We start from the raw sequence: 22,119 nt of genomic DNA, 5'->3' as shown, positions 1-22,119 counted from the left end.
ACTGCGGCAATGCTCACAACAAACCGGCGCGCTGCGCGGCGAGCACGGCCTGGGTACGATTCTCGACGGCGAACAGCGCGAAGATCGCCGAGACATGGGCCTTGGCGGTGCGCTCGGTGATATGCAACGCGGTCGCGATATCGCGATTCGAACACCCGGCGCCCAGCAGGCGCAGCACTTCCACCTGTCTGAGCGTCAGGCCGTCGGCCTGGTGAGCACTGATGGGCGGCACGAAACAATCACCCGCCAGAACCTGGCGCAGCGCTGCCTCGACGCTTTCCACGTCCATCGACTTGGGGATGAAGCCCGATGCGCCGGCGGCCAGCGCGCTGTCCGAGATCCGCGCCTTCCTCGCCGGACATGAGCACGCGCGGCACACCGGGGTGGCGCGCGCCAAACGTCACCAGGGCGGCCAAGCCATCGCCCTCGGGCAAGCGGAAGTCGATGATGACGAGATCGGTGTCAGGATGCCGGTCGAGTTCCGCCGCGCCCTCCTCGGCACTCGCCGCGCCGACCACGGTGTAACCCGGCAGACGGGCTTCCAGCGCGGAGATGAAACCGTGCCGGTAGAGCGGATGATCGTCGATCAGCAGGATGCGCGGCACCTGGCAGCCTCTTTACGCCAACACTCGCACTTTATCAGCTACGCGCACCCGCACACGCTGGCGCTGCGGCGCGGTGCAGCCGTCACGCGCCGGCCGGCGTCCGCCGACGGCGCAGCGCCAATGACGCCAGACCTGCGCCGAGCAGCCATAGCGGCGCCGGCAACGGCACCGGCGCCGCCTGCACCGAGGCGCGCAGCGTGATCTCGAAGCTGCCGAGGTCGCCGTGATAGCCACCGCCGTTGCCGCCGTACAGGTGCATGCGCAGCACCTGCTCGAACAGCCCGATCACGAGCGGCTCCAGGTTGATGCCGAGTGCGTGGCTGTCGCCCGCCGCGAGATCGCTGAAGGCAAGCGCACCGTCCAGCGTAAAGTGGCCGCCGTCGACATCGAAATCCGCGCCCAGGAGGTCGGCCGGTCCACTGACCAGGTTGGTGAGCGCGAGCAGTCCCTGCACGCCGGACTGGCCGACATTCAACACACCGAAATCGAGTTCGAAGCTGCGTGCGCCGGTCACCGTGAAACTGCCCGCGCCGCCGGTCTGCGTGAGTACCGGGTTGGCGTAGGCGTTGACCTGCCCGCTCAGCGTGAGCGCTATCGAGGGCAGGGCGAGATCGGCCATGTCATCGTTGTGGCTAGCGAAGTCGAGCGTGCCGACGCCCGCGAACACGCCCTGCACGCCGGTATCGAGCGCCACCGACAGCGCATCGCTGCTGGCACCGGCCGCGATCCCCGCCGCCGGCAACGCACCACTGGCCTGGAATCCCACCGGCAGCGAGCCAAGCGCGCCGCGCAGACTATCCGTCAACGCGCCGCCGGCGAGGTTGCTGACGGTGAGCGCACGCGTCGGCAGCGCATCGCCGACATGTACGATGCCGAAATCGATGTTGGTGACATCCACATCGGCGACCGCTATGTCATAGACCTTACCGCTCACCGCCACGCTCTGGGTCGCGAGCGCGGTGGTGCCGAGGCCGCTGCTGCCGGCGCCGTTGGACGTCAGCAGGATGTCGACGTCGCCACCGCGCAGACCGGAGACACTGGTGTCCAGCGCCACGGCGAGCGCAGCGCTGGTGGCGCCGGCCGCGAGTGCGCTCACGCTGCCGGTGGCCGTGACGCCCCCGGCTGACGTGCCGAAGCTAGCATCCAGACTTTCAGAGAAGCCATCGGCCGCGACGTTATTGGCGAGCATGATGGTGTTGAGCGCTACGCTGTCTCCGACACGCGCCGCGCCGAGGTCGATGGGTTCAGCGGACAACAAGGCCGCGTCGGCAAAGCGGTAGACACCGACGTTGGTACGCACGCCGACACCCAGGTTGCCGAGAGCGGTCAGCCCCAGGCCGCTGCTGCCGGCGCCATTGGAGCGCAGGGCGAGCGTGACGACACCGTCGACGCTACCGGCGCTGCTGGTATCGAGCGTGACGCGCAGACTGTCGGCATCGGCCTGCTGCGCGCCGAGGCCGATGATCTCGCCGCTGAACTGGATGCGTGTGTCGCTGGCAGCCACGAAACTCGCGTCCAGTGCTTCCGAGTAGCCATCGTCGAGTGCGGTGTTGGTGATGGTCAGGGACTGACTCAGCAGGTCGCCGACGTGCACGTTGCCGAAACTCAAGTCGGCCACGGGCCCGATGCTCGCATAGCGGTACACGTCACCGCTCACCTCCACGCTCTGGGTGCCAAGATCGAACGCCGCGTAGCCACTGGTACCCGCGCCGTCCGACGCAAACGCCACCGTCGCCGTGCCGCTCTTGTGGCCCGCACTCGCAGTGTCGAGACTGACCGCCAGGGCCACGTCGTTGCTGGTACCCGCATCGAGCAGCGTGAACGCACCGCCGTTGCTGCTCACGTCGCCACTGGTCGTGCCGAGACTCGCGTTCAAGCGCTCGGAAAAGCCATCCGCCGCCGCCGTGTTGCTCACCGCCAGGAACTGCGTCGCCGCGTCGCCCACGTGACGGTTGGCGAACACCACCGGCGCCACCGTGTTCGCGCTCGCGAGCCGGTAGACCTCGGCCTGCACGTCCACCACCTGGCTGGCCAGCGCCGTGATGCCGAGACCGCTGCTGCCCGCGCCGTTGGACGCGAACTCCACCGTCACCGTGCCACTGCGCAGACCCGCCACGCTGGTATCGAGGCCGACCGCGAGACTGCTGTCATCGCTCGCGCCCGCGCCCAGCAAGGCGATGTGGCCACCGTCATGCGTCGCCTCGCCGCTGCTTGCTACAAACGCGGCATCCAGTGATTCCGAGAAGCCATCCGCCGGCACTTCGTTCGTCACCGTCAACGCCTGGCTCAGCACTTCGCCCACGCGCCGCTTGCCGAAATCCACCGGTAACGGGCTCAATGCGCTGGCACTCGCATAGCGGTACACCGCGCCACTGATGCCGAGCACCTGTTCGGCGACATTGTCGAAGTTGTTCACCACCGCCACGCGCTGGTTGTCGAGCGCACCGGCGAAATCACCGCTGAGAGTCACGACATAGGGGCCGCTGTTCTGGCCCACCGACAACGGGCCGAAGTTCTGCGCACTGACACCGCTGCCGCCGAGACGCGCGTCGTCGATGAGTCCACCGCCGGCGGCGGTCTGCAGCGCACCGCGCAAGGCCGGACCACTGTTGCCGGTGGCCAGCACCGAGAACTCGCGATGCGCCACGTCACCGACGTGGATGTTGCCGAACTGGATCTGGGGCGTGGCGCCGTCGCCGCCGCTGATGGCGCCGCTCACGGCCTGGCCGAGATCGCCCGCGGCCAGGATGTGCCCGCTGCCCGTGACCTCGGCGCGGGCGTCGAAATCGTTACCAGTGCCGAAGCTGGCGTTGCTGTAATCGACGGCGACGGTGACGTCGAAGACGCCGAGCGCGAGCGCGCCGTTGTTCACCAGGAAGTCGCCATCACTGTTGGCGCCCAACGCCAGCGTCGCACCGGCGTCGGATTGCAGCGTGCCGCTCTGCCCATCCACACCACCGGCGAACGTGAGCACGCCGCCACTGGCACGCACCCGTCCTGAATTGACTACCGTCGGCGTGACGGTACCGAAGCCGAAGATCTCGCTCGCGGCGCCGCCCGTGAGCGTGGTCGCACCAAAGCTGCCGCCGCCCAGTTGCACAATGCCGTTGTTGGTGAAATCACCGACAGCCGTGAAGTTGCGTGCGCCGAGCAGGCGCAGGGCGCCGTTGTTGGTGGCCAGGGAATTGATGCGCGCGAAACTCGCGCTGGCGCCGACCAGTGTCACGTCGCCGTGGTTGGTGACGATGTTCTGGGCACCCGGCTCGTTCAGTGCCAGCACGCCACTGCCACTCACGCGCCAAGTGCCGCCGTTCAACACGTTGCCGACGTGTTGCGCGACGTCGGCGCTGAACAGCAGCGTGCCGGCCTGCACATCGACCGCGCCGGTGTTGGTGAAGGCGAGGCCGATGTCGGTCTGGCCCGCGCCGAGCTTGGTGTAGGTGCCGCCGTTGGTGAAACTCGAAGCGCCGCCTCCCAGTTCGTTGGAGATGCGATTGTTGAACGTATTCTGGTCGAACCACTGGCCGGCGTTTTGCAACACCGCACCGCCGGTGCGGATACGCCCGCTATCATGCCCGCTGTTGCTCCAACTCAAGCTGCCGCCAGCGGCAACGCTGAGCGTGCGACCACTGATGTCCTTGAGGCTGCCGCTGCTCAAGCTGAGGCTGGCGCCGTCCGCGACCGTGGTGGTGCCGGCCCCGGCGAAATTGCCGCCCTGCCAGTCGGCTTCGCCCGCCAACGTATGGGTGCCGGCGTAGGTTCCGGACAATAGGTTGAGATTGTTGACGGTCAACGCGCCGTTCAGCGCGAAGCTGCCGCCGTTGAAGTTCTTGGCGCCCGCGCCGCTCAAGCTCGCGCCATCGGTGAAGGTGTAGCCGCTGCCGCCGAAGTTGATGGTGCCGTTGGTCTCCGCCCGGAACTCGCCACCACTGCTGCCGCCGCTGTTCAAACTGAGAGCGCCCGCCTGCACGGTGGTCAGCCCGCTGTTGTGATAGGCGATGGAGATCTGCGTGGTGCCGATGCCGCTCTTGGCGTAGGTGCCGCTGTTGGTGAAGTTCGATGCGCTGCCACCCAATTCGTTGGCAAGCTGGTTGTTGAAGCCACTCTGGTCGTGCCACAGGCCGGCGTTGATCAAGCTTGCACTGCCGGTGCGAATGCGGCCATTGTCGTGACCGGTATTGCTCCAGTTGAGGGTGCCGCCTTCCAGCACGTGCAGCGTGCGTCCGTTGATGTCCTTGAGATTGCCGCCGGCCAGCGCCAAGCTCGCATTCGCCGTCACGCTGGTGGTGCCGGCGCCGCTGAAGTTACCGCCCGTCCACTCCACGTCGCCGTCGAATTGGTGACTGCCCTGGAAGGTGCCGCCCACGAGGTTGAGATTATTGGCGTGCTGCATACCGCTAAGCGTGAAGCTACCGCCCGTCAGGTTCTTGGCGCCGAGACCCGCGAAGCTGCTGCCATCGGCGAACGTGAAACCGTTGCTGAAGACCAGCGTACCCAGGGCGCCGGCCTGCATCACGCCGGTGCCACCGTTGCTGCCGCCGCCACTCAGGTTCAAGGCACCGGCTTGCACGTCCACCGTGCCGGTGTTGGTGAAGGCGATGGCGATGTCCGTGGTGTTCGGGCCACTGCGTACATAACTACCACTGTTCACGAAGCTCGACGGCACGGCGTTCAATTCATTCGAGATACGATTGTTGAAGGCGTTTTGATCGTGCCATTGCCCGGCATTGCTCAACACCGCGCCGCCGGTGCGAATGCGGCCGTTGTCGTGGCCGCTGTTACTCCAGTTCACACTGCCGCCGGCCGCCACGCTCAGGGTGCGGCCGTTGATATCCTTCACAGCGCCGCCGGTCAGGGAGAAACTCGATGCTCCCAGTACCGTGGTACTGCCCGCGCCACTGAATGTGCCGCCCAGCCAGTCGACGTCACCGTCGAAACCGTGGCTGCCCTGGTAGGTGCCGCCCACCAGGTTGAGATTCGTCACGTGCTGCGTGCCTGCGATGGTGAAGGTGCCGAGGTTGAGATTCTTGGCGCCGGCGCCAGCCAGGGTGCTGCCGTCGAGGAAACTGAAACCCGCGCCAAAGGCAACGGTGCCGGCGGCACCGGCCTCGAGCACGCCGCTGGCGGCATTGCTGCCCGCGCTACTGAAATTCAATGTGCCGGCGTTCACCTCCACCCGCCCGCTGTTGCTCAGCGCGATGCCGATGTCGGTCACGCCGACGCCGCTCTTGGTATAGGTGCCGCTGTTGGCGAAGCTCGACGCGCTGGCGTTGAGTTCATTGGCGATGCGATTGTTGAACGCGCTGGTGTCGTTCCACTGGCCGGCGTTGCTGAGCGTGGTGCCGCCGGTGCGAATGCGGCCGGCATCGTGGCCAATCGTGCTCCAGTCGAGGGTCGCGCCGGCGAGCACGCTGAAGGTGCGCGCGTGGATGTCCTTGACATTGCCGCCCGTGAGGGCGAAGGCGCCACCGGCGCCGATGGCGGTGGCGCCGCTCGCCGCGAAGGCGCCGCCCTGCCACTCCACTTCGCCGGCGAAGCTGTGGCTGCCACTGTAAGTGCCTGCCACCAGGTTGAGATTGTTGCCGGTCTGGGTGCCGTTGAGGGTGAAGCTGCCACCGTTGAGGTTCTTGGCGCCCGCACCGCTGAACAGCACGCCGTCGACGAAACTGTAACTCGTACCACCGAAGTTGAGCGTGGCGCCGGCGCTGGCACGGAACTCGCCACCGCTGCTGCCACCGCCGGTCAGGCTGAGCATGCCGGCCTGCACATCGGTGAGGCCGCTGTTGTGGTAAGCGATCGCAACCTCGGTGGTGGCCGCGCCGTTCTTGGTATAGGCGCCGCTGTTGCTGAAGCTCGAAGCGGTGGCGTTCAGTTCGTTGGCGATGCGGTTGTTGAAAGTGTTGAGATCGTTCCACTGACCGGCATTGATGAGCGTGGCGCCGCCGGTGCGTATGCGGCCGCTGTCATGTCCGCTGTTGCTCCAGTTCACGGTCGCGCCGCTGGCAACGTCGAATGTGCGACCGGCGATATCCTTCAGACCACCCGTCGTGAGACTGAAGCTCGCGCCGTTCACCACGCTGGTGGTCCCGCCGCTCGAGAAGGCGCCGCCCAGCCACTCCGTTTCACCAGCAAGGCTGTGGGTGCCACTATAGCTGCCCGCCACCAGGTTGAGATTGCTGCCGGTGATGGTGCCGTTCAACGTGAAGCTGCCGCCGTTGAGGTTCTTGGCGCCCGCGCCACTGAACAGCGCACCGTCGACGAAACTGTAGCTCGTGCCACCGAAGTTGAGCGTGGCGCCCGCCGCTGCGTGGAACTCGCCACCGCTGCTGCCGCCGCCGGTCAGGCTGAGGATGCCGGCCTGCACGTCGGTGAGACCACTGTTGTGATAGGCGATCGCTACCTCGGTGGTGGCCGCGCCGCTCTTGGTATAGGTGCCACTGTTGCTGAAGCTCGAAGCCGTGGCGTTCAGTTCGTTGGCGATGCGGTTGTTGAAAGTGTTGAGATCGTTCCACTGACCGGCATTGCTGAGCGTGGCACCGCCGGTGCGGATGCGGCCGCTGTCATGCCCGCTGTTGCTCCAGTTCACCGAACCGTTGGCGAGCACGGCCAGTGCGCGCCCGCTGATATCCTTCAAACCGCCGCCAGCCAACGACACGCCACCGGCAACGCGCGTCGTGCCGGTGCCCGACATGCTGCCGCTGACCCAACTCGAAGCCGCGCCATGGAGTGTCAAGGCGCCCGCCCCCGCCAGCGTGCCGCCGGACAACAGGAAGTCGCCATGGATGGCGGAATCGCCGACTAGCGTGAGGCTGCCTGCCGACAGCGTGATATTTTCCTGGCTGACCAGGGTGCTGGCCGCAGCGACCGTGTTGATGGTGACGGTGCGACGCGTGTCGCCGCCGACGTCCAGCGTGACATCGTCGGCCGCGCCCGGCAGCGCGGGCGACGAGGACCAGTTGCCGGCCGTGCCCCAGTTGCCGTCGCCGTCCAACAGCCACGAGATGTTGGCGGCGTACGCCGGTGCGGTGCCCAACACGCCGAGTACGGCCAGCGCCAGGCGAGTGCGCACGGAGGGAAAGGCGGAGTTGATCATGGCGACGGATCCCGTGCAATCGAAACATCTCGATTGTCTGGCCGCCCCGTCGCAGCGGCCATTGTCCTAAAGTACATAGTGATGCGGGACAGCCCGCATTCCGGACCAGCGGGTAACGTGTCGTCTCGAGGTTCGACGTCAACGGCCGGTCTGGCACGACAGCCGCTGTGAATCGCAGTGCTGTTTCGCTGGCGCCCCTTGACTCGCAGGCACTGGCAAGCTGCGCGGCGACCCGCCCAGGCATTTGCCCGGCAGGCCGGCGCGTTCGCGGCCTTGTCGCCCCGCCGCCCAGCCCGCGCAACCGCGACGCACGCTCGACAGCGCGACCGAACGCACGCCCCTTCACCGCGCTCGCGCCGCGGACCGGCGTGGCGCTTGACCGTCAGCGTCAGGGCGTCACGCGACGCCGTCGCGCGCCGAGCGCAATGGCAGCGCCAGCGAACAGCAACCACGCCGCGGGCAGCGGCACGACAGCGGGCGTTGGAATACGCGCCAGCGTGAGACCGGGCGTCGCCACGCTGAGATCGAAAGCCGCCGTGTTGAAGAAATCCGACACCGCCCAGTTCTCATAGGCGCCAACCGCGTAGGCTTGGCTCGTCATCTCGACCACGTACTCGAACACTTCGTTGGTCGGCACCGTGATCAGGCCAGGCAGGTTCTGGTGTTGATTCACCGTCGCCACCTGGTCGCGGTGGAACAGCGGCGGCGCGTGGTACACGAACGCACCTGCCCAGTCGCCGGTCTCGACCAGCTGGCCGGTCCAGTCGAGCTTGGCGCTGGCGTCGATCCAGTCGACGGTGCCCAGGCTGGAGATGGTGGTGGCCCGCGCGCTTACCGACGCCCACAGATCATCGGGCGTCCGGCTGCCGCCGTAGGCGGCCGCGAGCAGCGTGCCGTCCACATCGAGTTCCGCATTCAGTTGCGCGGTGGTCACGTCGCTCGGCGCGTTGACCATGAAGCGCAGCACCCAACGTACACTCGCGACGGCATGCACTTCGTCGGGCGGTGAAGCAAAGCCGGGAGAGTAACCGCCGGCGTGGGCATAGGTGCCGACGCTGGAGGTGGACAGGCTGCTGTCCAACTGCGAACGGGCCTTGGCGATGGCGCCGTCGTAGACCTGCGTATCGGTACCGAGAATGCCCGCTTCCTCGTCGGGGCCCGCATGCGCCTCTACCGAGGCGGCGCCGGGATCGCCGTGCACGGCGGAGATCGGGCCGGCACTCAAGCCCTGGTAGACGGCCTCGGCCGTGACCTCCGGATGGATGCTGATGGTCGCGGCGTGCGCCACGCCACCACTGGCCAGGATGGCCAGAACGATGGTGTGCAGGCCGGACCGCAAGTGGCCGCGAGTCGCCATGAAGAAACCCTCCTTGATATGACTTTCATGATGCTGGCGGCCACCGTTGGCCAGTAATGAGAAGTGCTTCTCAGCGTAACGGCATTTTACAATTTGCCGTTCACGCGGCCTTGCCGGCCCCGCCCCGCCCAGCTCTGAACCGCAAGAAAGCGCACCATCGCCGCCTTCGACGGAGCCGCACCAGCCGGTGCCGTAACGGTCGCCGGTATCGACCAGCCCGGGAATGCAGGCGCCGGTGAAATCACCGCCGAAGCCGGCCAGATGACCACGCGAGAACCGGCTCGAAGATCGGAACCGACGGCTCGCCGTGCCGCGCTTTGCCCCGAACCAGGCTAAGGGCGCAGCGCCTGAACGGCAGCCGGTCTGCGCCGCCGTTGTCGTGGCTGTCGGGCTCCGCGTGCACGATGGCCGCGATAAACTTGCGGGCATTCCAGCGGGAGCGCGCCATGCGAGCAGCGATGTCATGCAGAATCCTGTTGCCACTGTGGTTGGCGCTCACAGCCAGCGGTTGCGGCGACATGGCGCGGCTTGGCGAGGATGCCACTACCGGCGGTAACCCGACGCTGGCCGAACCGGTGCGGCGCCTGCTGCCGACAGTGAATATTCCGGAAGCGCAGGGCTGGCCCGCCAACGCAACACCACGCGCGGCGCCGGGTTTACGCGTCAAGGCTTTCGCGCGCGGCCTCAAGCACCCGCGCTGGCTCTACGCACTGCCCAATGGCGATGTGCTGGTGGTGCAAAGCAACGCGCCGCCGCGCCCCCTCGACAACGCCGGCCTGCGCGGCCACGCGATACGCTATTTCATGCGCAAAGCCGGCGCCGGGGTGCAGAGTTGTGATTGCATCACGCTGTTGCGCGACAGTGATGGCGACGGTGTGGCGGACTTTTCCACGGAATTCCTGAGCGGCCTGCACAGCCCTTTCGGCGTCGCCCTGGTCGGCGAGACACTCTATATCGCCAACACCGACGCCATTGTCAGCGTCGCCTATCGGGACGGCATGACGCGGGTGAGTACGCCGGTCAGCGAGCTGGTCGCGCTACCGGCGGGCATGCGCAATCACCACTGGACCAAGAATGTCGTCGCGAGCAACGACGGCCAGCGCTTGTACGTCAGCGTCGGTTCCAACAGCAACGTTGCCGAGCACGGCATGGAAGCCGAAGAAAATCGCGCCGCGATCCTCGAAGTCACGCTCGCAACGCGCACCTGGCGGGTGTTTGCCAGCGGCTTGCGCAACCCCAACGGCATGGCTTGGGACGCCCACGGCGTGCTGTGGACCGTCGTCAACGAGCGTGACGAACTCGGCAGCGATCTCGTACCGGATTACCTCACTCGCGTGGTGGATGGTGGTTTCTATGGCTGGCCGGCGTTCTACTACGGTCACCATCGCGATCCGCGCGTGGAAGCATCGGGCGACCAAGCCCGCGACGTGCTGGTGCCCGACTATGCCCTCGGCAGCCACGTCGCGGCCCTCGGTCTGGCCTATGCGGGCGTCGGCTCCGGCATAGCCAATTTTCGCCACGGCATGTTCATCGGCGAGCACGGCTCCTGGAATCGGCGGCCGCTCGCCGGCTACAAGGTCGTATTCGTGCCCTTCGGCGACGGCGGGCCGCAAGGCGCGCCGCGCGATGTCCTCGCCGGCTTCGTCAGTGCCGACGGCAAAGCTTTCGGTCGCCCCGTCGGCGTGCTTCTCGACCAGCGCGGTGGACTGTTGGTGGCGGACGATGTCGGTGACGTGGTGTGGCGAGTCACCGCCGCCACCGAGCCCGAGGCGAGGTCGGCGCCGCGCTGAAACGCAGTCGCCGCGCCGTCGCGCTGGCGCATGAATCGCCCGCGCCGCTGTCGGTCAAGAGCCGCGCGCGAAATGCGGCAGCACTTCCTTCGAAAACAATGACCACGATTCATCGCTCGCCGGGAACATCATGTAATAGGTGACACCGGTCTCGGCGATGCGCCGCGCTATTTCGTCGCGCACCTCGGCCGGCGTGCCCAATAGCGCGACCGGTGAACGCTGGGCGGACGCGTAGTCGGCAAAGCCAAGATTCTTCGCCATGTCGTGCAGCGCGCTGTCGTTGGCCTGGCGCGACATGCCGAGCAGCAGCAAGCCGCCGAGTTCGATGTCGTCGCGCTTGCGCCCTTCGGCCTCCATCAGGCCGCCGAGCATCGCTATCTTGTTTTTCATCACCTCCATGGTGAAGCGCACCGTGGCGGCCGGGTCGTTGGGAAAATCCTTGCCGTTGGAGGTCGGCGGAATGATGTTCAAGACCTTGGCGTGCTTGGCGGCGAGCGCCAGGATCGAGGGCGCCGAGCCGCCCAGCATGATGGGCGGGCCGGGCTGCTGCAGCGGCTTGGGATTGTTACCGCCGTCGGCGATGGTGAAGTACTTGCCCTGGTAGCTGGGTGCTTCCTCGCTCCACAGCGCTTTGAGGATCTCGAGTTGCTCGGCGAGTTGCTCGACGCGTTCAGGGGTCGGCGGAAAGGGATAACCGTGCGCCTTGTACTCACTCACCTGCCAACCGGCGCCGAGACCCAGGATCAAGCGCCCTTCACTCGCGTGGTCGAGGGTGGTCGCACACTTGGCGAGCAATGCCGGCGAGCGAAACGAGGCCGCCACCACCGCCGGCGCGAGTTTCACGCGCCGCGTGACCATCGCCATCGCCGTCAGCACCGTGAAACATTCGAGCTGCGGCGTGCGCGCGCCGCCGAAAGGCGAATAGAAGTGGTCGTTGACCGACACCGAGTAATAGCCATCGTCCTCGGCGCGCCGCGCCGCGGTGACCGCTTCGCGCACGTCGTTGGGTAACAGGAACAAGCCGAATCTGGGCGGATGCATGGTTTCCCCTCTGTTGCTGAGCGTGTTGTAGGCGGCGCCAGGCAGGCGCGCGGCGCCGGGACGTCCCGGCTAGTGTCGGCGATGCGGTGGCGTTGCACCATGCGTGCGCCGGCACTGCCCGCCCCGTAGGTGTATCCCCTTAGTCCCGCTTCCTCAATCCCGTAGCGCATTTCCCGATATATCCGCCGGATGCTGTTGTTTGTTTGCCCCAGGGAGGGCATCGTGCTCCAGCTTGATCGCGATCAACTGAATTTCCATAATCCCTTTCAGACTTTGCCCCAAGTGCTGCCCGAGGAACGGGATAGCTAGACAACCTGCTGATCAGACTAGATGAGGACACGACGATGAACCGTCAAAAAACGTTTACCCGCACCGCGATAGCCGCAGGCCTCGCGCTCGCATGCGCCGGCGCCCATGCCGATGCGGATGTGGCGGCACTGCAACAGCGCTTGAGCCAGATGGAACAGGAAATGGCCGCGCTGCGCGCTGAACTGTCCAAGGTTGCCGCCCAGGCGCCGGCCCAAGAGCAAAAGGTCGCCGAAATCGAAACCCGTGTCGCCAAGGTCGAGACCGCGCCCGCGCCGGTCGCCGCGCCCGCCAAGGAAGCCGGCAACCGCGTGTTCTTCCGCGGCGGCTATTCGAAGATGCCCGATGACCGCTCCAACCAGGCCTTCACCGACATGATCAACGTGCCGGGCGCGATTGGCCTGGCCGACATCGAGAACAAGCGTGACGACGGCTGGTACTTCGGCGCCGGTTTCGATTTCCTGTTGTCGCGCGACACCTTGGGCCTGATTCCCGGCGCATGGACGATCGCCGAACTCGGCCTCGAGTTCCGCAACATGGGCAGCAAGGACGCGCATCTCCTCGGCCCCGTCGCCGAGTGTCTGCTGCTGAACGAAGTGAAGGCCGGTGGCGTGCCGGGCGCGCTCAACTGCACCAACATCACGGGCAAGCAGAACCTCATGATGCTGACGGTCAGCGCCGCGCCCAAGATCAAGTTCATGGAAGGCTCGAAGCTGCGTCCCTGGATCATCCCGGCCGGTCTCGATCTGAACGTCGTGTCGCCGCCGTCCGACAGCACCAACTACCTGGATATCGGCGTGCAGTTCGCCGCGGGTGTGGACTACGAAGTCATGCCGGGCATCACCCTCGGCGCCGATTTCCGCTACCACCTGTCGGCCGACCTGACCGACCCGGACTACGATGCCGGTGCGGTGGCGGCGGCCGGTGCCGCAGGCCTGGCCAAGGGCCTGAGCCTCAACACCAAGCAGAACCTCGACGTGTGGACCGCCGGTATCTCTCTCGGCATCGCGTTCTAAGTCGAATCGCTGCGTAACGCAGCACCGAAGCCGGGCCCGCGAGGGCCCGGCTTTTTTTACGCCTGGCGCAAGGCGCCGACACTATCCACCCGCGTACGCAGGACCTCGATCTCAGCGGCGCTCGGCAAGGCCGTGGTCGGCACTTCGTCGGGGATGACGAGCGGAAAGCCGGTCTGGCGCTGCACTTGTTCGACGCTCACGCCGGGGTGCAGCGAGCGCAGGCGCAGGCGCTTTTCGTCTTCGGTGAAATCCATGATGCATAGCGGCGTCACGCAATATTTCGGTCCGCCGCCCGGCAGCCCGAGCCGCGAGCGCGCATCAGCGCCGCCCTGTCCCCAGCCCACGGTGCTCACGAAGTCGCACTTCGGCACGAAGATGCGCGGGCTGTGGCTGTTCAGCACGATGTAGTAACGCCCGACATGGGTGGTGAGCGTCGGCGTGCCGACCGAGCCCGGGCCGCGAAATTTCAAACGCTGGTAATCCTGGCCGACGCCTATCAAGTTGGTGTTGCCGAAAGGATCGACCTGGATACCGCCGATGAAGAACACGCGGCGATGCCAGTCCTTGACCTGGTCGAAGCGATGACCGCGATCGCTGAACGATTCGGTCCAGCGCACCACGCGATTGTCCCAGCCGAAAGCCGGCAAGGGCACGCGCTCGAGGTGATGCACGTTCATGCGCGCGCCGAGGAACACCAGCTCCATGTTCGGCCCGTGCATGAGATGGGCGAGACGCACCGCCGCTTCGGGAATGGGCAGCGCCACGCCCACCTGCAGTTCTTCGCCATCGTTGAGATCGCGCGCCAGGAAGCACGCGAGCAGTTCCGACACGCTGCACTGGTCGTTCATGCGTGCCTCAATACTCGTGCAGGGCCAGCAGGCGCTTGATGCCGATGCGTTCCAGGTAATCGGCATGTGTGGCAGGCTCGCGGCAATAATGGGCGAGGAAAGCCGCGAGATCCGCTCCGCCGTCGCGCTCGGCGGCGCGCACGTAGTCCTCGAGCAGCGCGCTGTCGGTCAGGTAGTGACCGCGGCTGTAATAGGGATGGGCGCCGTAGGGCATGCGCAGCACGCCATCCGCGCGGCCGATGGTGGTGGCCCAGGGATTGGCCCTCACCTGTTCGTTGGGAATGATCTTCTCCACCTGCACGAGGGTGCGCGCGGCGGCGCGCGCCAGGAACAGGTCCAGCCATCCCGGCCCGCCGTGGTGCTGCACATTGCCGTACACGTCGGCGGCGGCGGCATGCAGCAGCGCGACATCGGGCTGGATGGCCGGCACCGCCAACAGCGTTTCGCCGCGTATCGGGTCTGAAATGATCTTGAGGTCGGGATTGACCTCGGGCAGCGAGGTGCCGACGCCGCCGCGCCACGGCAGGAAGGGCAGCCCCTTGCCTGCTGCTTCGAGGCCGCTGGTGAGTATGCCTTCCTCGCATTCCCACACCGTCACTTCGCCGCGCTCGGCCGCGCGCCGGAAGGCCGGCGCGACCGGCACGCCGAAACCACCGCCGGCGTAATAGCTGATGACTTTCCTGACGCAGCCGGCGGCCACCAGCATGTCGAGCGTGAGACCGCTGGCGATGACGGTGAGATCCTTGAGACCATGACGAATGACATGGCGCACCATCGCCATCGGCGCCGGCTCGCCGATGGCGATGGTCATGCCGTCAGCGAGCATCGCCACCGCGGCCTGTTCATCGAGCAGGCGTTCGCTGCGCGCGCCGTCGGCCATCACGGCATCATCCGTTGGACAGCAGGTTGCGCAGATCGATGACCGCGGCGTTGGCGCGCGAAATGAACGACGCCATCACCAGCGAATGATTGGCGACGAAGCCGAAGCCGGTGCCGTTCAGGATCACCGGACTCCACACCGTGTCCTGGGTCGACTCCAGTTCACGGATGATCTGCTGCAGGCTGACCAGCGCGTTCTTTTTCTCGAGCACCGAACGGCAGTCGATTTCGATGGCGCGCAGGAACTGGATCAAGGCCCAGGTGGCGCCGCGCGCCTCGTAGAACTCGTCGTCGAGGCGCGTCCACGGCGTCTTGATGTCCATCTGCGCGGCGCGCGGTTTCGATTGTCCGCCGCTCGCTTCGCCGCCGAGGTCCACGTTCACGCGCGACACGCCGACCGACGCGCTCAAGCGCTGCGACAGGCTGCCCAGGCGCTTCTCGACGATCGCCAGCCAGTCGGCGAGGTTGTCGGCGCGCGCGTAGAACTGCGCATCCTCGTGGTTGTCGTCGACCAGCCTGTCGAGGTAGCGCTGCAGGGCGTTGATGGCCTTGCGGTACTCGCCCTCGGTCGACGGCAGGATCCACGAGGCATTGTCGAAATTGAATTGCGGTTCGGCCACCGACAGGTCGCCGTCTTCGCTGGACTGGGTCTGCGAGCGGCTGAAGTCGTTGCGCAGGGCCTTGGCGAGATCGCGCACCTGGGTCAAGGCGCCGAATTCCCAGTTCGGCATGTTGTCCATCAGCACGCCGGGCGGCAGACGGTCGTTGGAAAGATAACCGCCGCGCTTGTCGAGCAGGGTTTCGGCCACCTGCACCAGGGTCGCGACGGTGGTGACGCCGGTGATGTTGGCGTCTTCCGCCGAAGTCACATGGTTGCGCGCCGCCGCGCGCACGTCGAACAGCGCGGGCTCGTCGTCCCAATAGAACATCAGGGCGAGCACCACCACCGCCAGCAGGCCGAGTGCCGCCATCACCGCGCTGCGCAGCGGCCTGCTGGCGCGGTCAAGATCCATGTCGCTGGTCTGTTCGTCATTCATGGCACACACACCTCGTTCGTCCCGGCCATCATCTTGACCGCCATCCTAACCCAAGCCGAGGCCATCATCGGCGCTCATCGCGCGCTGGTCCGATGTTGGGGCCTGGCCCATAATCGCGCGAACCCACCAGGCATCGTCCCCATGCTGACGCGCATCGATCAGGTGCTGAGCACCGATGAAGTCGCCACGCTCCACGCGATGTACGCGAATGTCGAGCCGCTCGATGGCAAGCACACCGCGCACGGGCTCGCGGCGGCGGTCAAACACAACCAGCAGCTGCCGCCGGAACACCCGGCGGTGCAGGACGGCGTGCGCCTGGTGCTGGAGGCCTTGAAGCGCAATGCGCTGTTCCATCACTGTGCTTTTCCGCGCCGCGCCTTCCCGCCCATGTTCAGCCGTTACGAGCCCGGCATGGCCTACGGCGAGCACGTCGACAACGCCATCCTGCTCACGCCGCTGCAGATGCGCACCGACGTCGCGGTGACCTTGTTCCTGTCCGACCCGGCCAGCTACGACGGCGGCGAACTCGTGATCAACACCGGCAACGAAGAGCGCCAGGTGAAGCTGCCGGCCGGCTCGCTGGTGGCCTACCCGCCGTATTTTCTGCATCGCGTGGCGCCGGTGACGCGCGGCGTGCGGCTGGCGGCCATCACCTGGGTGGAGAGCCTGGTGCGCGATCCCGAGCAGCGGCGCCTGCTCCACCAGATGGACCGCGCGATGGGCGCCTTGCATGGGCGCCATGGCGACAGCGCGGAACTCATGGCGCTCAACAACGCCTACCACACGCTCATGCGCATGTGGGCCGAGACATGAGCGCGATGCCGAGCCTGCTGCCATCGCTGCTGCCGGCCACCCTGCATGAAGCGCTGTGGACGCTCGTGCAACGGCCATGCTGGCTGTTCGGCAACGTCTCGACGCCGGGCGGCTCATTGCCGTTCTGGAAAATGGATCTCGACGGCGAAGCGCTCATCGACGAGGCCTGGCGCCACGCGCAACCACTGTGCGAGGGCCTCGCGCAGCGACCGCTGCGCATCGTGCGCGTGTACGCCAACGGTCATACCTTCGGCCAGGGCGGGCAGGCGCACAAGGATGACCTGCGCGAGGGCACCTACACCCTGCTCTACTACCCGATGCCGGAGTGGCGACGGGAATGGGAAGGCGAGACGGTGTTCTACGAACGCGACGACGTGCTGCGCGCGTGGCTGCCGGCGCCCAACCGTGCGTTGTTCTTCGATTCGCGCATCGAGCATGCCGGTCGCCCGCCGAGCCGCGCCTTCGGCGGCCTGCGCGTGACCATTGCCTTCAAGCTCGAAGTGCCGCGCTGAGCGCGCGCGGCAAGCCCATCAGGCCCTGGTAAGCCATCAGCGCGTGGCCGTCCGCGCGCGGCAGGACGTTCAGCAGCAGCAGTTCATCGACCACGCCCGCGTAGGCCGCGATGCGCGCGCGACACTCGGCCGGCGTGCCGGCGATGGTCAGGGTATCGAGGCAGGCATCGGAAATCGCCGCCATGGCGGCGGCGAGATTGCCTTTCGGCATGTGCAGGAGCGCGGCATCGGCGGCCGCGCCGAAGCCCTGCTCACGCATGGTGTGTTCGTAATAAGGGTGCGGCAAAGGCGCGTAGAAATGACACAGCGCCGCGCGTGCCGCGGCGCGCGCACGCTCACGATCCTCGTCCATCGCGATCACACCGACCGCCGACCAGCGCAGGCTGGCCGGATCGCGCCCGGCCTCGGCCGCCATGCGCGCGGCCTGCGGCCGCAGCACTTCGCGCAGGTAATCGACGCCGAGCGTGGCGCCGCCGCCGATGCCATCGGCGACGCGCGCCGCGATCTTCATCATGCTCGGAAACACCGCCGCCAGCACGATGGGAAACGGCTTGGGCCCTGGCTCGACAACCGGCGACCAATGACAGCGATGCACCGCGCCGTCGAAGTCCACGCGCGCGCCGACACGCGTGGCCGCCATGCGGCGCAGGATCTCGACGTAGTCGCCCATCTTGGTCAGCACGCGCTGGTGGGCAATGCCCTGCCACACCTCGTTGATGACGCGATTGCCGCCGCCTACGCCCAGCACCAGGCGTCCGCCGCTGATCTCGTTGAGATCGATGGCCGACATGCCGGTGATCAAGGGGCTGCGCGCGTAGGCATTCAAGACGTAAGGGCCGATGCGCAGGCGCTGCGTGGCGCTCGCCACCGCGGTCAAGGGCACGAAACCACTGCGATGCACTTCCGCCATGTAGAAACCGGCGAAACCCGCGGTGTCGGCCTGGCGCGCGAGCATGACGAGTTCGCCGGTGGTGAGCCCGAGGCCGGTCAGCAACAATGACAATTCCATCTTCCTGCCCTCGCCTCAGCCCATGGGGTTGATGTCGCCGAGCCCCAGGCGCGCGCGGCCGAGCTGCTCGTAGGCGGTGTCGGCCACCATGTAGTGCTGCGCGGCGACCGTCAGGTCGCGCAGGCAGCGCTGCATGAAACTGTGCTCGTAGATGGCGCTGGCGCCGGCGTAACGGAATGCCTCGTTGACCACTTCCACCGCGACCTCGGTGGCATAGGTCGCGGCGCTGCGCACCGCGCATTGCTGCTCGGCGGTGAGCGCGCGGCCGCCGGCAACGGTCTCCCACACTTCCTCGTTGGCTTCGACGTTGAGTGCGCGCGCCGCGCGCAGACGCATCTCGGTGTGACCGATCAGGCGTTGCACCGCGCCGCGATCTACCATGCTGCTGCCGCCCGGCGCGTAGCCGCGCTTCTTGTTGCGCATCAGCGTGACCAGGTCGTCGAGCACGCGCCGCGCCATGCCGAGCGCGAAGCCGGCGTGTTCATAGGCGACGAAGGCCGGCAGGCCGATGCGATACAAGGCGCCGCCACGGCGTGGCGCCTCGCCGACCGCAAACGCCATGTCGTCGGGCACGAACAGGTCTGCGACGACGATATCGCAGCTGCCGGTGCCCTTCAGCCCCAGCACCTGCCAGTTGTCCTGGATGGCGCAGGCGCTGGTTGGAAACACCAGGAAATAGATTTCGGGCGGCGCCTGCGGCGCGCGCTCGACGCGCGTGATGGCGACCACCCATTCACTGTGGCGCACGCCGCTTGCGAAACCCCAGCGTCCGTTCACCTTGAAGCCGCCCGCCACCGGCGTGGCGACGCCCGACGGCGTGACCACGATCGCGCCGCGCGGGATGCGGCCGTCGGCGAACATGCGCGCGATGCCGCTGTCGGGCAGGAAGGCGCCGGGCACGCCGAGACTGGTGGCGCCCACCATCGCGCACCAGCCGATGGCGGGATTGATCATCGCCAGTCGCTCCAGCACTTCCATCTGGGTGACGAGATCGGCTTCGAAACCGCCCAGCACCATGGGCAGCTTCATGCGCAGCGCACCGCACGCGACCAGCGCGTCCACCGCCGCCGGCGTCAAACTGCCGAGCGCCTCGTCGTCATCGCTGCTGGCCGCCATGCGTTCGCGCTCGGCGTCTATGCCGCCGAACAGCGCGCTGCGCGTGGCGGCGCGCGCGGCCTTGGGATTGTCCGTCATCGATGCATGCTCCCCTGCATGAAACCCGTGTTCAGCCCTGAGCGTATGGCCTATGCGCCGTGAAGACCAGCGCCGTCGCGCGCTTCGCGATTGGCCAGCGCACGCAGCACGCGGCGCATGGCGAGCCCGGCGGCGTCGGTCGGGATGTGCATCTCCTCGAGCGGCGCGTGCTGGTCCACCGCGTGCATGCGCGTGATCGCTTCCATCGCGAACTGGTCTTCGCTGAAGGCCTTGATTTGCGCGCTGCGCATGAAGTCGTCGATGTCGGCGCGGCCGCGCGCGAAATTGCGGCAACCGACGAACCAGTAATGCAGGTGAGTCTTGTCGATGGGCGTGATGAGCTGCGCGACGCGGATGGTGGGCAGCTCATCGTCGGCCACGGCCGGACGCTCGAGATTGCGCAGGATGCCAGTGTTGACGTGCAGGCCGGGCGCCACGAACCGCGAGCCGGAACTGCGCTCGGCACGGCAGCCCTGCCACGCCAGCGGCACGGCGTAGATGTCGGGCAACTGGCATTCGACGCGGCGCCACACCTGGATATCGTCACCCTTGACCGCCAGTTCCACCGGCGCGCGCGCGTATTCCGGCGTGCCGAAGGTCTTGGGGTGCAGGAAGGAAAGATGCGAGAGATCGAGCAGGTTCTCGTGCATGTGCACGTAGCTGGCGGAAATCGGCAGGTAGCCGATGTACATGTCCCACTGCGGCGCGCCCAACCATGCGGGGTGCGGCAACAGGCTGGCATCGGCGGCCTCCGGCGCGCCGAACCACGCCCACAGCAGCGGCCCGCGCTCGACGAGCGGGTAGGCGCGCAGACCGAGGCGCGGCGGGATCTTGTCCTGCATCGGAATGTCGATGCAGCGGCCGTCGCGCGCATACAGCAGGCCGTGATAGCCGCAGCGGATGGCGTCGCCCTCCAGGCTGCCGTGGGCAAGCGGAAAGGAGCGGTGACAGCAGCGGTTCTGCAGTGCCACCGCACGACCGTCCTCGCCGCGGTAAAGCACCAACGAGGTTTCCATGACGTCGCGGCCGAGCGGCGTACGCGTGACTTCCTCGGCGAGGGCCACCACGTACCAGGCATTGCGGATCAGCGGCGTGCGCGCGTCGGCGAGTTGCGCGCGCGCGGCGGCTTCGGACTTCGCTGCGGTGTCGGTGTCGGACATGGACGAATTTCTCCGGATGACGAACGACGGCCCGACGCGGGTCGCCGCGCACGCTGCCTATAATAGCCGCGAGCGCGCGCGTCCCGTCGCGCCAGCAGCGAGCGACCACCATGCACGAACTTTCCTACCTCAACGGCTTTGGCAACGAGTTCGAAAGCGAGGCCCTGCCCGGCGCACTGCCGCGCGGGCAGTTCTCGCCGCAGAAGCCGCCGCTCGGCCTGTACGCCGAGAAGTTCACCTATACCGCCTTCACCGCGCCGCGCGCTGAAAACCGTCGCACCTGGTTCTATCGCATCCGGCCCTCGGTGCTGCAGGGCCAGCCGCGGCCTTTGGCGCACGACGGTCTGCGCACCGCACCCTGTGACGAAGGCTTGACCCCACCGACGGCCTTGCGCTGGGACCCACAGCCGCCGCGCGGCACACCCCATGACTTCGTCGATGGGCTCGTGACCGTCGCCACCAATGGCGATTGCCACACCCAGGCCGGCGTCGGCGTGCATCTGTACAGCGCCAACCGCGACATGGCACGGCGCTACTTCCAGAACAGCGACGGTGAGCTGCTGCTGGTGCCGCAGAGCGGTGCGCTGCGGCTCGCCACCGAGTGCGGCCTGCTCGACGTGGCGCCGGGCGAAATCGCGCTGGTGCCGCGCGGCATGAAGTTCAAGGTCGACCTCGTCGACGGGCCTGCGCGCGGTTACGTGTGCGAGAACTACGGTCCTTACCTGCGCCTCGCCGAACGCGGGCCGGTAGGTTCGGACGGCTATGCGAACGGCCGCGACTTCATGACGCCGGTCGCGCACTTCAGCGATGACGACGCGGCCTGCGAACTCGTCACCAAGTTCCAGGGCCGCATGTTCAGCACCGCGCTCGGGCACTGTCCTTTGGACGTGGTGGCGTGGGTCGGCACGGCGGTGCCGTTCAAGTACGAGCTCGCGCGCTTCAATGCCATGAACACCGTCACCTACGATCACCCCGACCCGTCGATATTCACGGTGCTCACTTCACCGTCGCCGGCGCCGGCGTGGCCAATCTCGATTTCGTGATCTTCCCGCCGCGCTGGATGGTGGCGGAGAACACCTTCCGTCCGCCGTGGTTCCACCGCAACGTGATGAGCGAATTCATGGGCCTCATCCACGGCCAGTACGATGCCAAGAAGGCCGGCTTCGAACCGGGCGGCATGAGCTTGCACAACGCCTTCGTGCCCCATGGGCCGGAAGCGGGCGTGTTCGAGGCGGCATCCAAGGCCGACCTCGCGCCGGTGAAACAGCAACACACCATGGCCTTCATGTTCGAAAGCCGCTACGTGTTCAAGCTGACGGCCTGGGCGCTGAACACGCCGACCCTGCAAGACGATTACGCGGGATGTTGGCGGGGGCTGGAGCGCAAGTTCAGCGGCGTTTGATCGGATGCGCGATTGGAATCGCACATCCAGGGTCGATAAGGATTGATTGGTCGGCAT

General features: G+C 66.8%; 15 protein-coding genes and 1 pseudogene. 5 read left to right on the top strand and 11 right to left on the bottom strand.

Features of this window, described 5'->3' with window-relative positions:
- Nucleotides 1-13 precede the first annotated feature (13 nt).
- The 4 genes from IPM80_19230 to IPM80_19215 all read right to left on the bottom strand — a co-directional run bounded on the left by IPM80_19230 (nt 14) and on the right by IPM80_19215 (nt 9,520).
- Nucleotides 14-232, bottom strand: a complete 219-nt coding sequence (locus IPM80_19230; GenBank protein MBK8960486.1) for a response regulator transcription factor — start codon at nt 230-232, stop codon at nt 14-16.
- Nucleotides 233-239: 7 nt separating this feature from the next.
- Nucleotides 240-605: a response regulator transcription factor gene (locus IPM80_19225; GenBank protein MBK8960485.1), complete on the bottom strand. Its 366-nt coding sequence runs from the start codon at nt 603-605 to the stop codon at nt 240-242.
- An 82-nt stretch (nt 606-687) separates the two neighbouring features.
- Nucleotides 688-7,698, bottom strand: coding sequence for a choice-of-anchor D domain-containing protein (locus IPM80_19220; GenBank protein MBK8960484.1), 7,011 nt, complete (start codon nt 7,696-7,698; stop codon nt 688-690).
- A 388-nt stretch (nt 7,699-8,086) separates the two neighbouring features.
- Nucleotides 8,087-9,520 carry a hypothetical protein gene (locus IPM80_19215; protein ID MBK8960483.1) on the bottom strand — a complete coding sequence of 478 codons (1,434 nt, stop codon included), beginning with the start codon at nt 9,518-9,520 and terminating at the stop codon, nt 8,087-8,089.
- Between IPM80_19215 and IPM80_19210 the strand changes: the two genes are divergently transcribed.
- Nucleotides 9,514-10,845, top strand: a complete 1,332-nt coding sequence (locus tag IPM80_19210; protein MBK8960482.1) for a sorbosone dehydrogenase family protein — start codon at nt 9,514-9,516, stop codon at nt 10,843-10,845. The genes IPM80_19215 and IPM80_19210 overlap by 7 nt on opposite strands.
- A 54-nt stretch (nt 10,846-10,899) precedes the next feature.
- Here the strand turns inward: IPM80_19210 and IPM80_19205 are convergent, their stop codons facing one another.
- Nucleotides 10,900-11,886, bottom strand: coding sequence for an LLM class flavin-dependent oxidoreductase (locus IPM80_19205; protein ID MBK8960481.1), 987 nt, complete (start codon nt 11,884-11,886; stop codon nt 10,900-10,902).
- Between the two features lie 344 nt (nt 11,887-12,230).
- On the opposite strand from IPM80_19205, the gene IPM80_19200 reads away from it, so the two are divergent.
- A complete protein-coding gene (locus tag IPM80_19200) occupies nt 12,231-13,208 on the top strand; it encodes a hypothetical protein (GenBank protein MBK8960480.1) in 978 nt (325 codons plus the stop codon).
- Between the two features lie 56 nt (nt 13,209-13,264).
- Here IPM80_19200 and IPM80_19195 read toward each other — a convergent pair whose 3' ends face one another.
- The 3 genes from IPM80_19195 to IPM80_19185 are packed head-to-tail and all read right to left on the bottom strand — an operon-like array spanning nt 13,265 to nt 15,972.
- Complete coding sequence (locus IPM80_19195; GenBank protein ID MBK8960479.1) at nt 13,265-14,056, bottom strand: hypothetical protein; 792 nt, start codon at nt 14,054-14,056, stop codon at nt 13,265-13,267.
- Nucleotides 14,057-14,063: 7 nt separating this feature from the next.
- Complete coding sequence (locus IPM80_19190) at nt 14,064-14,939, bottom strand: CoA transferase subunit A (GenBank protein MBK8960478.1); 876 nt, start codon at nt 14,937-14,939, stop codon at nt 14,064-14,066.
- A 4-nt stretch (nt 14,940-14,943) separates the two neighbouring features.
- Nucleotides 14,944-15,972, bottom strand: a complete 1,029-nt coding sequence (locus tag IPM80_19185) for a DUF2333 family protein (protein MBK8960477.1) — start codon at nt 15,970-15,972, stop codon at nt 14,944-14,946.
- A 141-nt stretch (nt 15,973-16,113) separates the two neighbouring features.
- Here IPM80_19185 and IPM80_19180 point away from each other — a divergent pair, with 141 nt between their 5' ends.
- Nucleotides 16,114-16,785, top strand: a complete 672-nt coding sequence (locus IPM80_19180; protein MBK8960476.1) for a Fe2+-dependent dioxygenase — start codon at nt 16,114-16,116, stop codon at nt 16,783-16,785.
- Complete coding sequence (locus tag IPM80_19175) at nt 16,782-17,297, top strand: 2OG-Fe(II) oxygenase (GenBank protein MBK8960475.1); 516 nt, start codon at nt 16,782-16,784, stop codon at nt 17,295-17,297. The genes IPM80_19180 and IPM80_19175 overlap by 4 nt, the downstream gene beginning before the upstream one ends.
- On the opposite strand, the gene IPM80_19170 is transcribed toward IPM80_19175, so the two are convergent.
- Genes IPM80_19170 through IPM80_19160 form a run of 3 tightly spaced genes read right to left on the bottom strand, consistent with a single transcriptional unit; the run spans nt 17,275 to nt 20,660 of the window.
- Entirely contained in the window at nt 17,275-18,306 is a 1,032-nt protein-coding gene (locus IPM80_19170; protein MBK8960474.1) for an LLM class flavin-dependent oxidoreductase, read from the bottom strand. The two genes, IPM80_19175 and IPM80_19170, sit on opposite strands and share 23 nt — an antisense overlap.
- 15 nt (nt 18,307-18,321) lie before the next feature.
- Complete coding sequence (locus IPM80_19165) at nt 18,322-19,500, bottom strand: hypothetical protein (protein MBK8960473.1); 1,179 nt, start codon at nt 19,498-19,500, stop codon at nt 18,322-18,324.
- A gap of 50 nt (nt 19,501-19,550) precedes the next feature.
- A complete protein-coding gene (locus tag IPM80_19160; GenBank protein MBK8960472.1) occupies nt 19,551-20,660 on the bottom strand; it encodes an aromatic ring-hydroxylating dioxygenase subunit alpha in 1,110 nt (369 codons plus the stop codon).
- 110 nt (nt 20,661-20,770) lie between these two features.
- Here IPM80_19160 and IPM80_19155 point away from each other — a divergent pair.
- Nucleotides 20,771-22,062, top strand: a pseudogene (locus tag IPM80_19155) (homogentisate 1,2-dioxygenase).
- The last annotated feature ends 57 nt before the right edge of the window (nt 22,063-22,119 follow it).

It is taken from the genome of Pseudomonadota bacterium, assembly GCA_016719885.1.
Taxonomy (GTDB): Bacteria; Pseudomonadota; Gammaproteobacteria.
Note: the sequence above shows the minus strand (reverse complement) of the source record. Positions and strands in the feature narration are given on the sequence as shown.

Bases quoted from the DNA above. Each gene is read 5' to 3' on its own strand.
- IPM80_19220 (MBK8960484.1), bottom strand. From the start codon at position 7,698: ATGATCAACTCCGCCTTTCCCTCCGTGCGCACTCGCCTGGCGCTGGCC.
- IPM80_19210 (MBK8960482.1), top strand. From the start codon at position 9,514: ATGTCATGCAGAATCCTGTTGCCACTGTGGTTGGCGCTCACAGCCAGC.
- IPM80_19215 (MBK8960483.1), bottom strand. From the start codon at position 9,520: ATGACATCGCTGCTCGCATGGCGCGCTCCCGCTGGAATGCCCGCAAGT.
- IPM80_19205 (MBK8960481.1), bottom strand. From the start codon at position 11,886: ATGCATCCGCCCAGATTCGGCTTGTTCCTGTTACCCAACGACGTGCGC.
- IPM80_19200 (MBK8960480.1), top strand. From the start codon at position 12,231: ATGAACCGTCAAAAAACGTTTACCCGCACCGCGATAGCCGCAGGCCTC.
- IPM80_19195 (MBK8960479.1), bottom strand. From the start codon at position 14,056: ATGAACGACCAGTGCAGCGTGTCGGAACTGCTCGCGTGCTTCCTGGCG.
- IPM80_19185 (MBK8960477.1), bottom strand. From the start codon at position 15,972: ATGAATGACGAACAGACCAGCGACATGGATCTTGACCGCGCCAGCAGG.
- IPM80_19180 (MBK8960476.1), top strand. From the start codon at position 16,114: ATGCTGACGCGCATCGATCAGGTGCTGAGCACCGATGAAGTCGCCACG.
- IPM80_19175 (MBK8960475.1), top strand. From the start codon at position 16,782: ATGAGCGCGATGCCGAGCCTGCTGCCATCGCTGCTGCCGGCCACCCTG.
- IPM80_19170 (MBK8960474.1), bottom strand. From the start codon at position 18,306: ATGGAATTGTCATTGTTGCTGACCGGCCTCGGGCTCACCACCGGCGAA.
- IPM80_19165 (MBK8960473.1), bottom strand. From the start codon at position 19,500: ATGACGGACAATCCCAAGGCCGCGCGCGCCGCCACGCGCAGCGCGCTG.
- IPM80_19160 (MBK8960472.1), bottom strand. From the start codon at position 20,660: ATGTCCGACACCGACACCGCAGCGAAGTCCGAAGCCGCCGCGCGCGCG.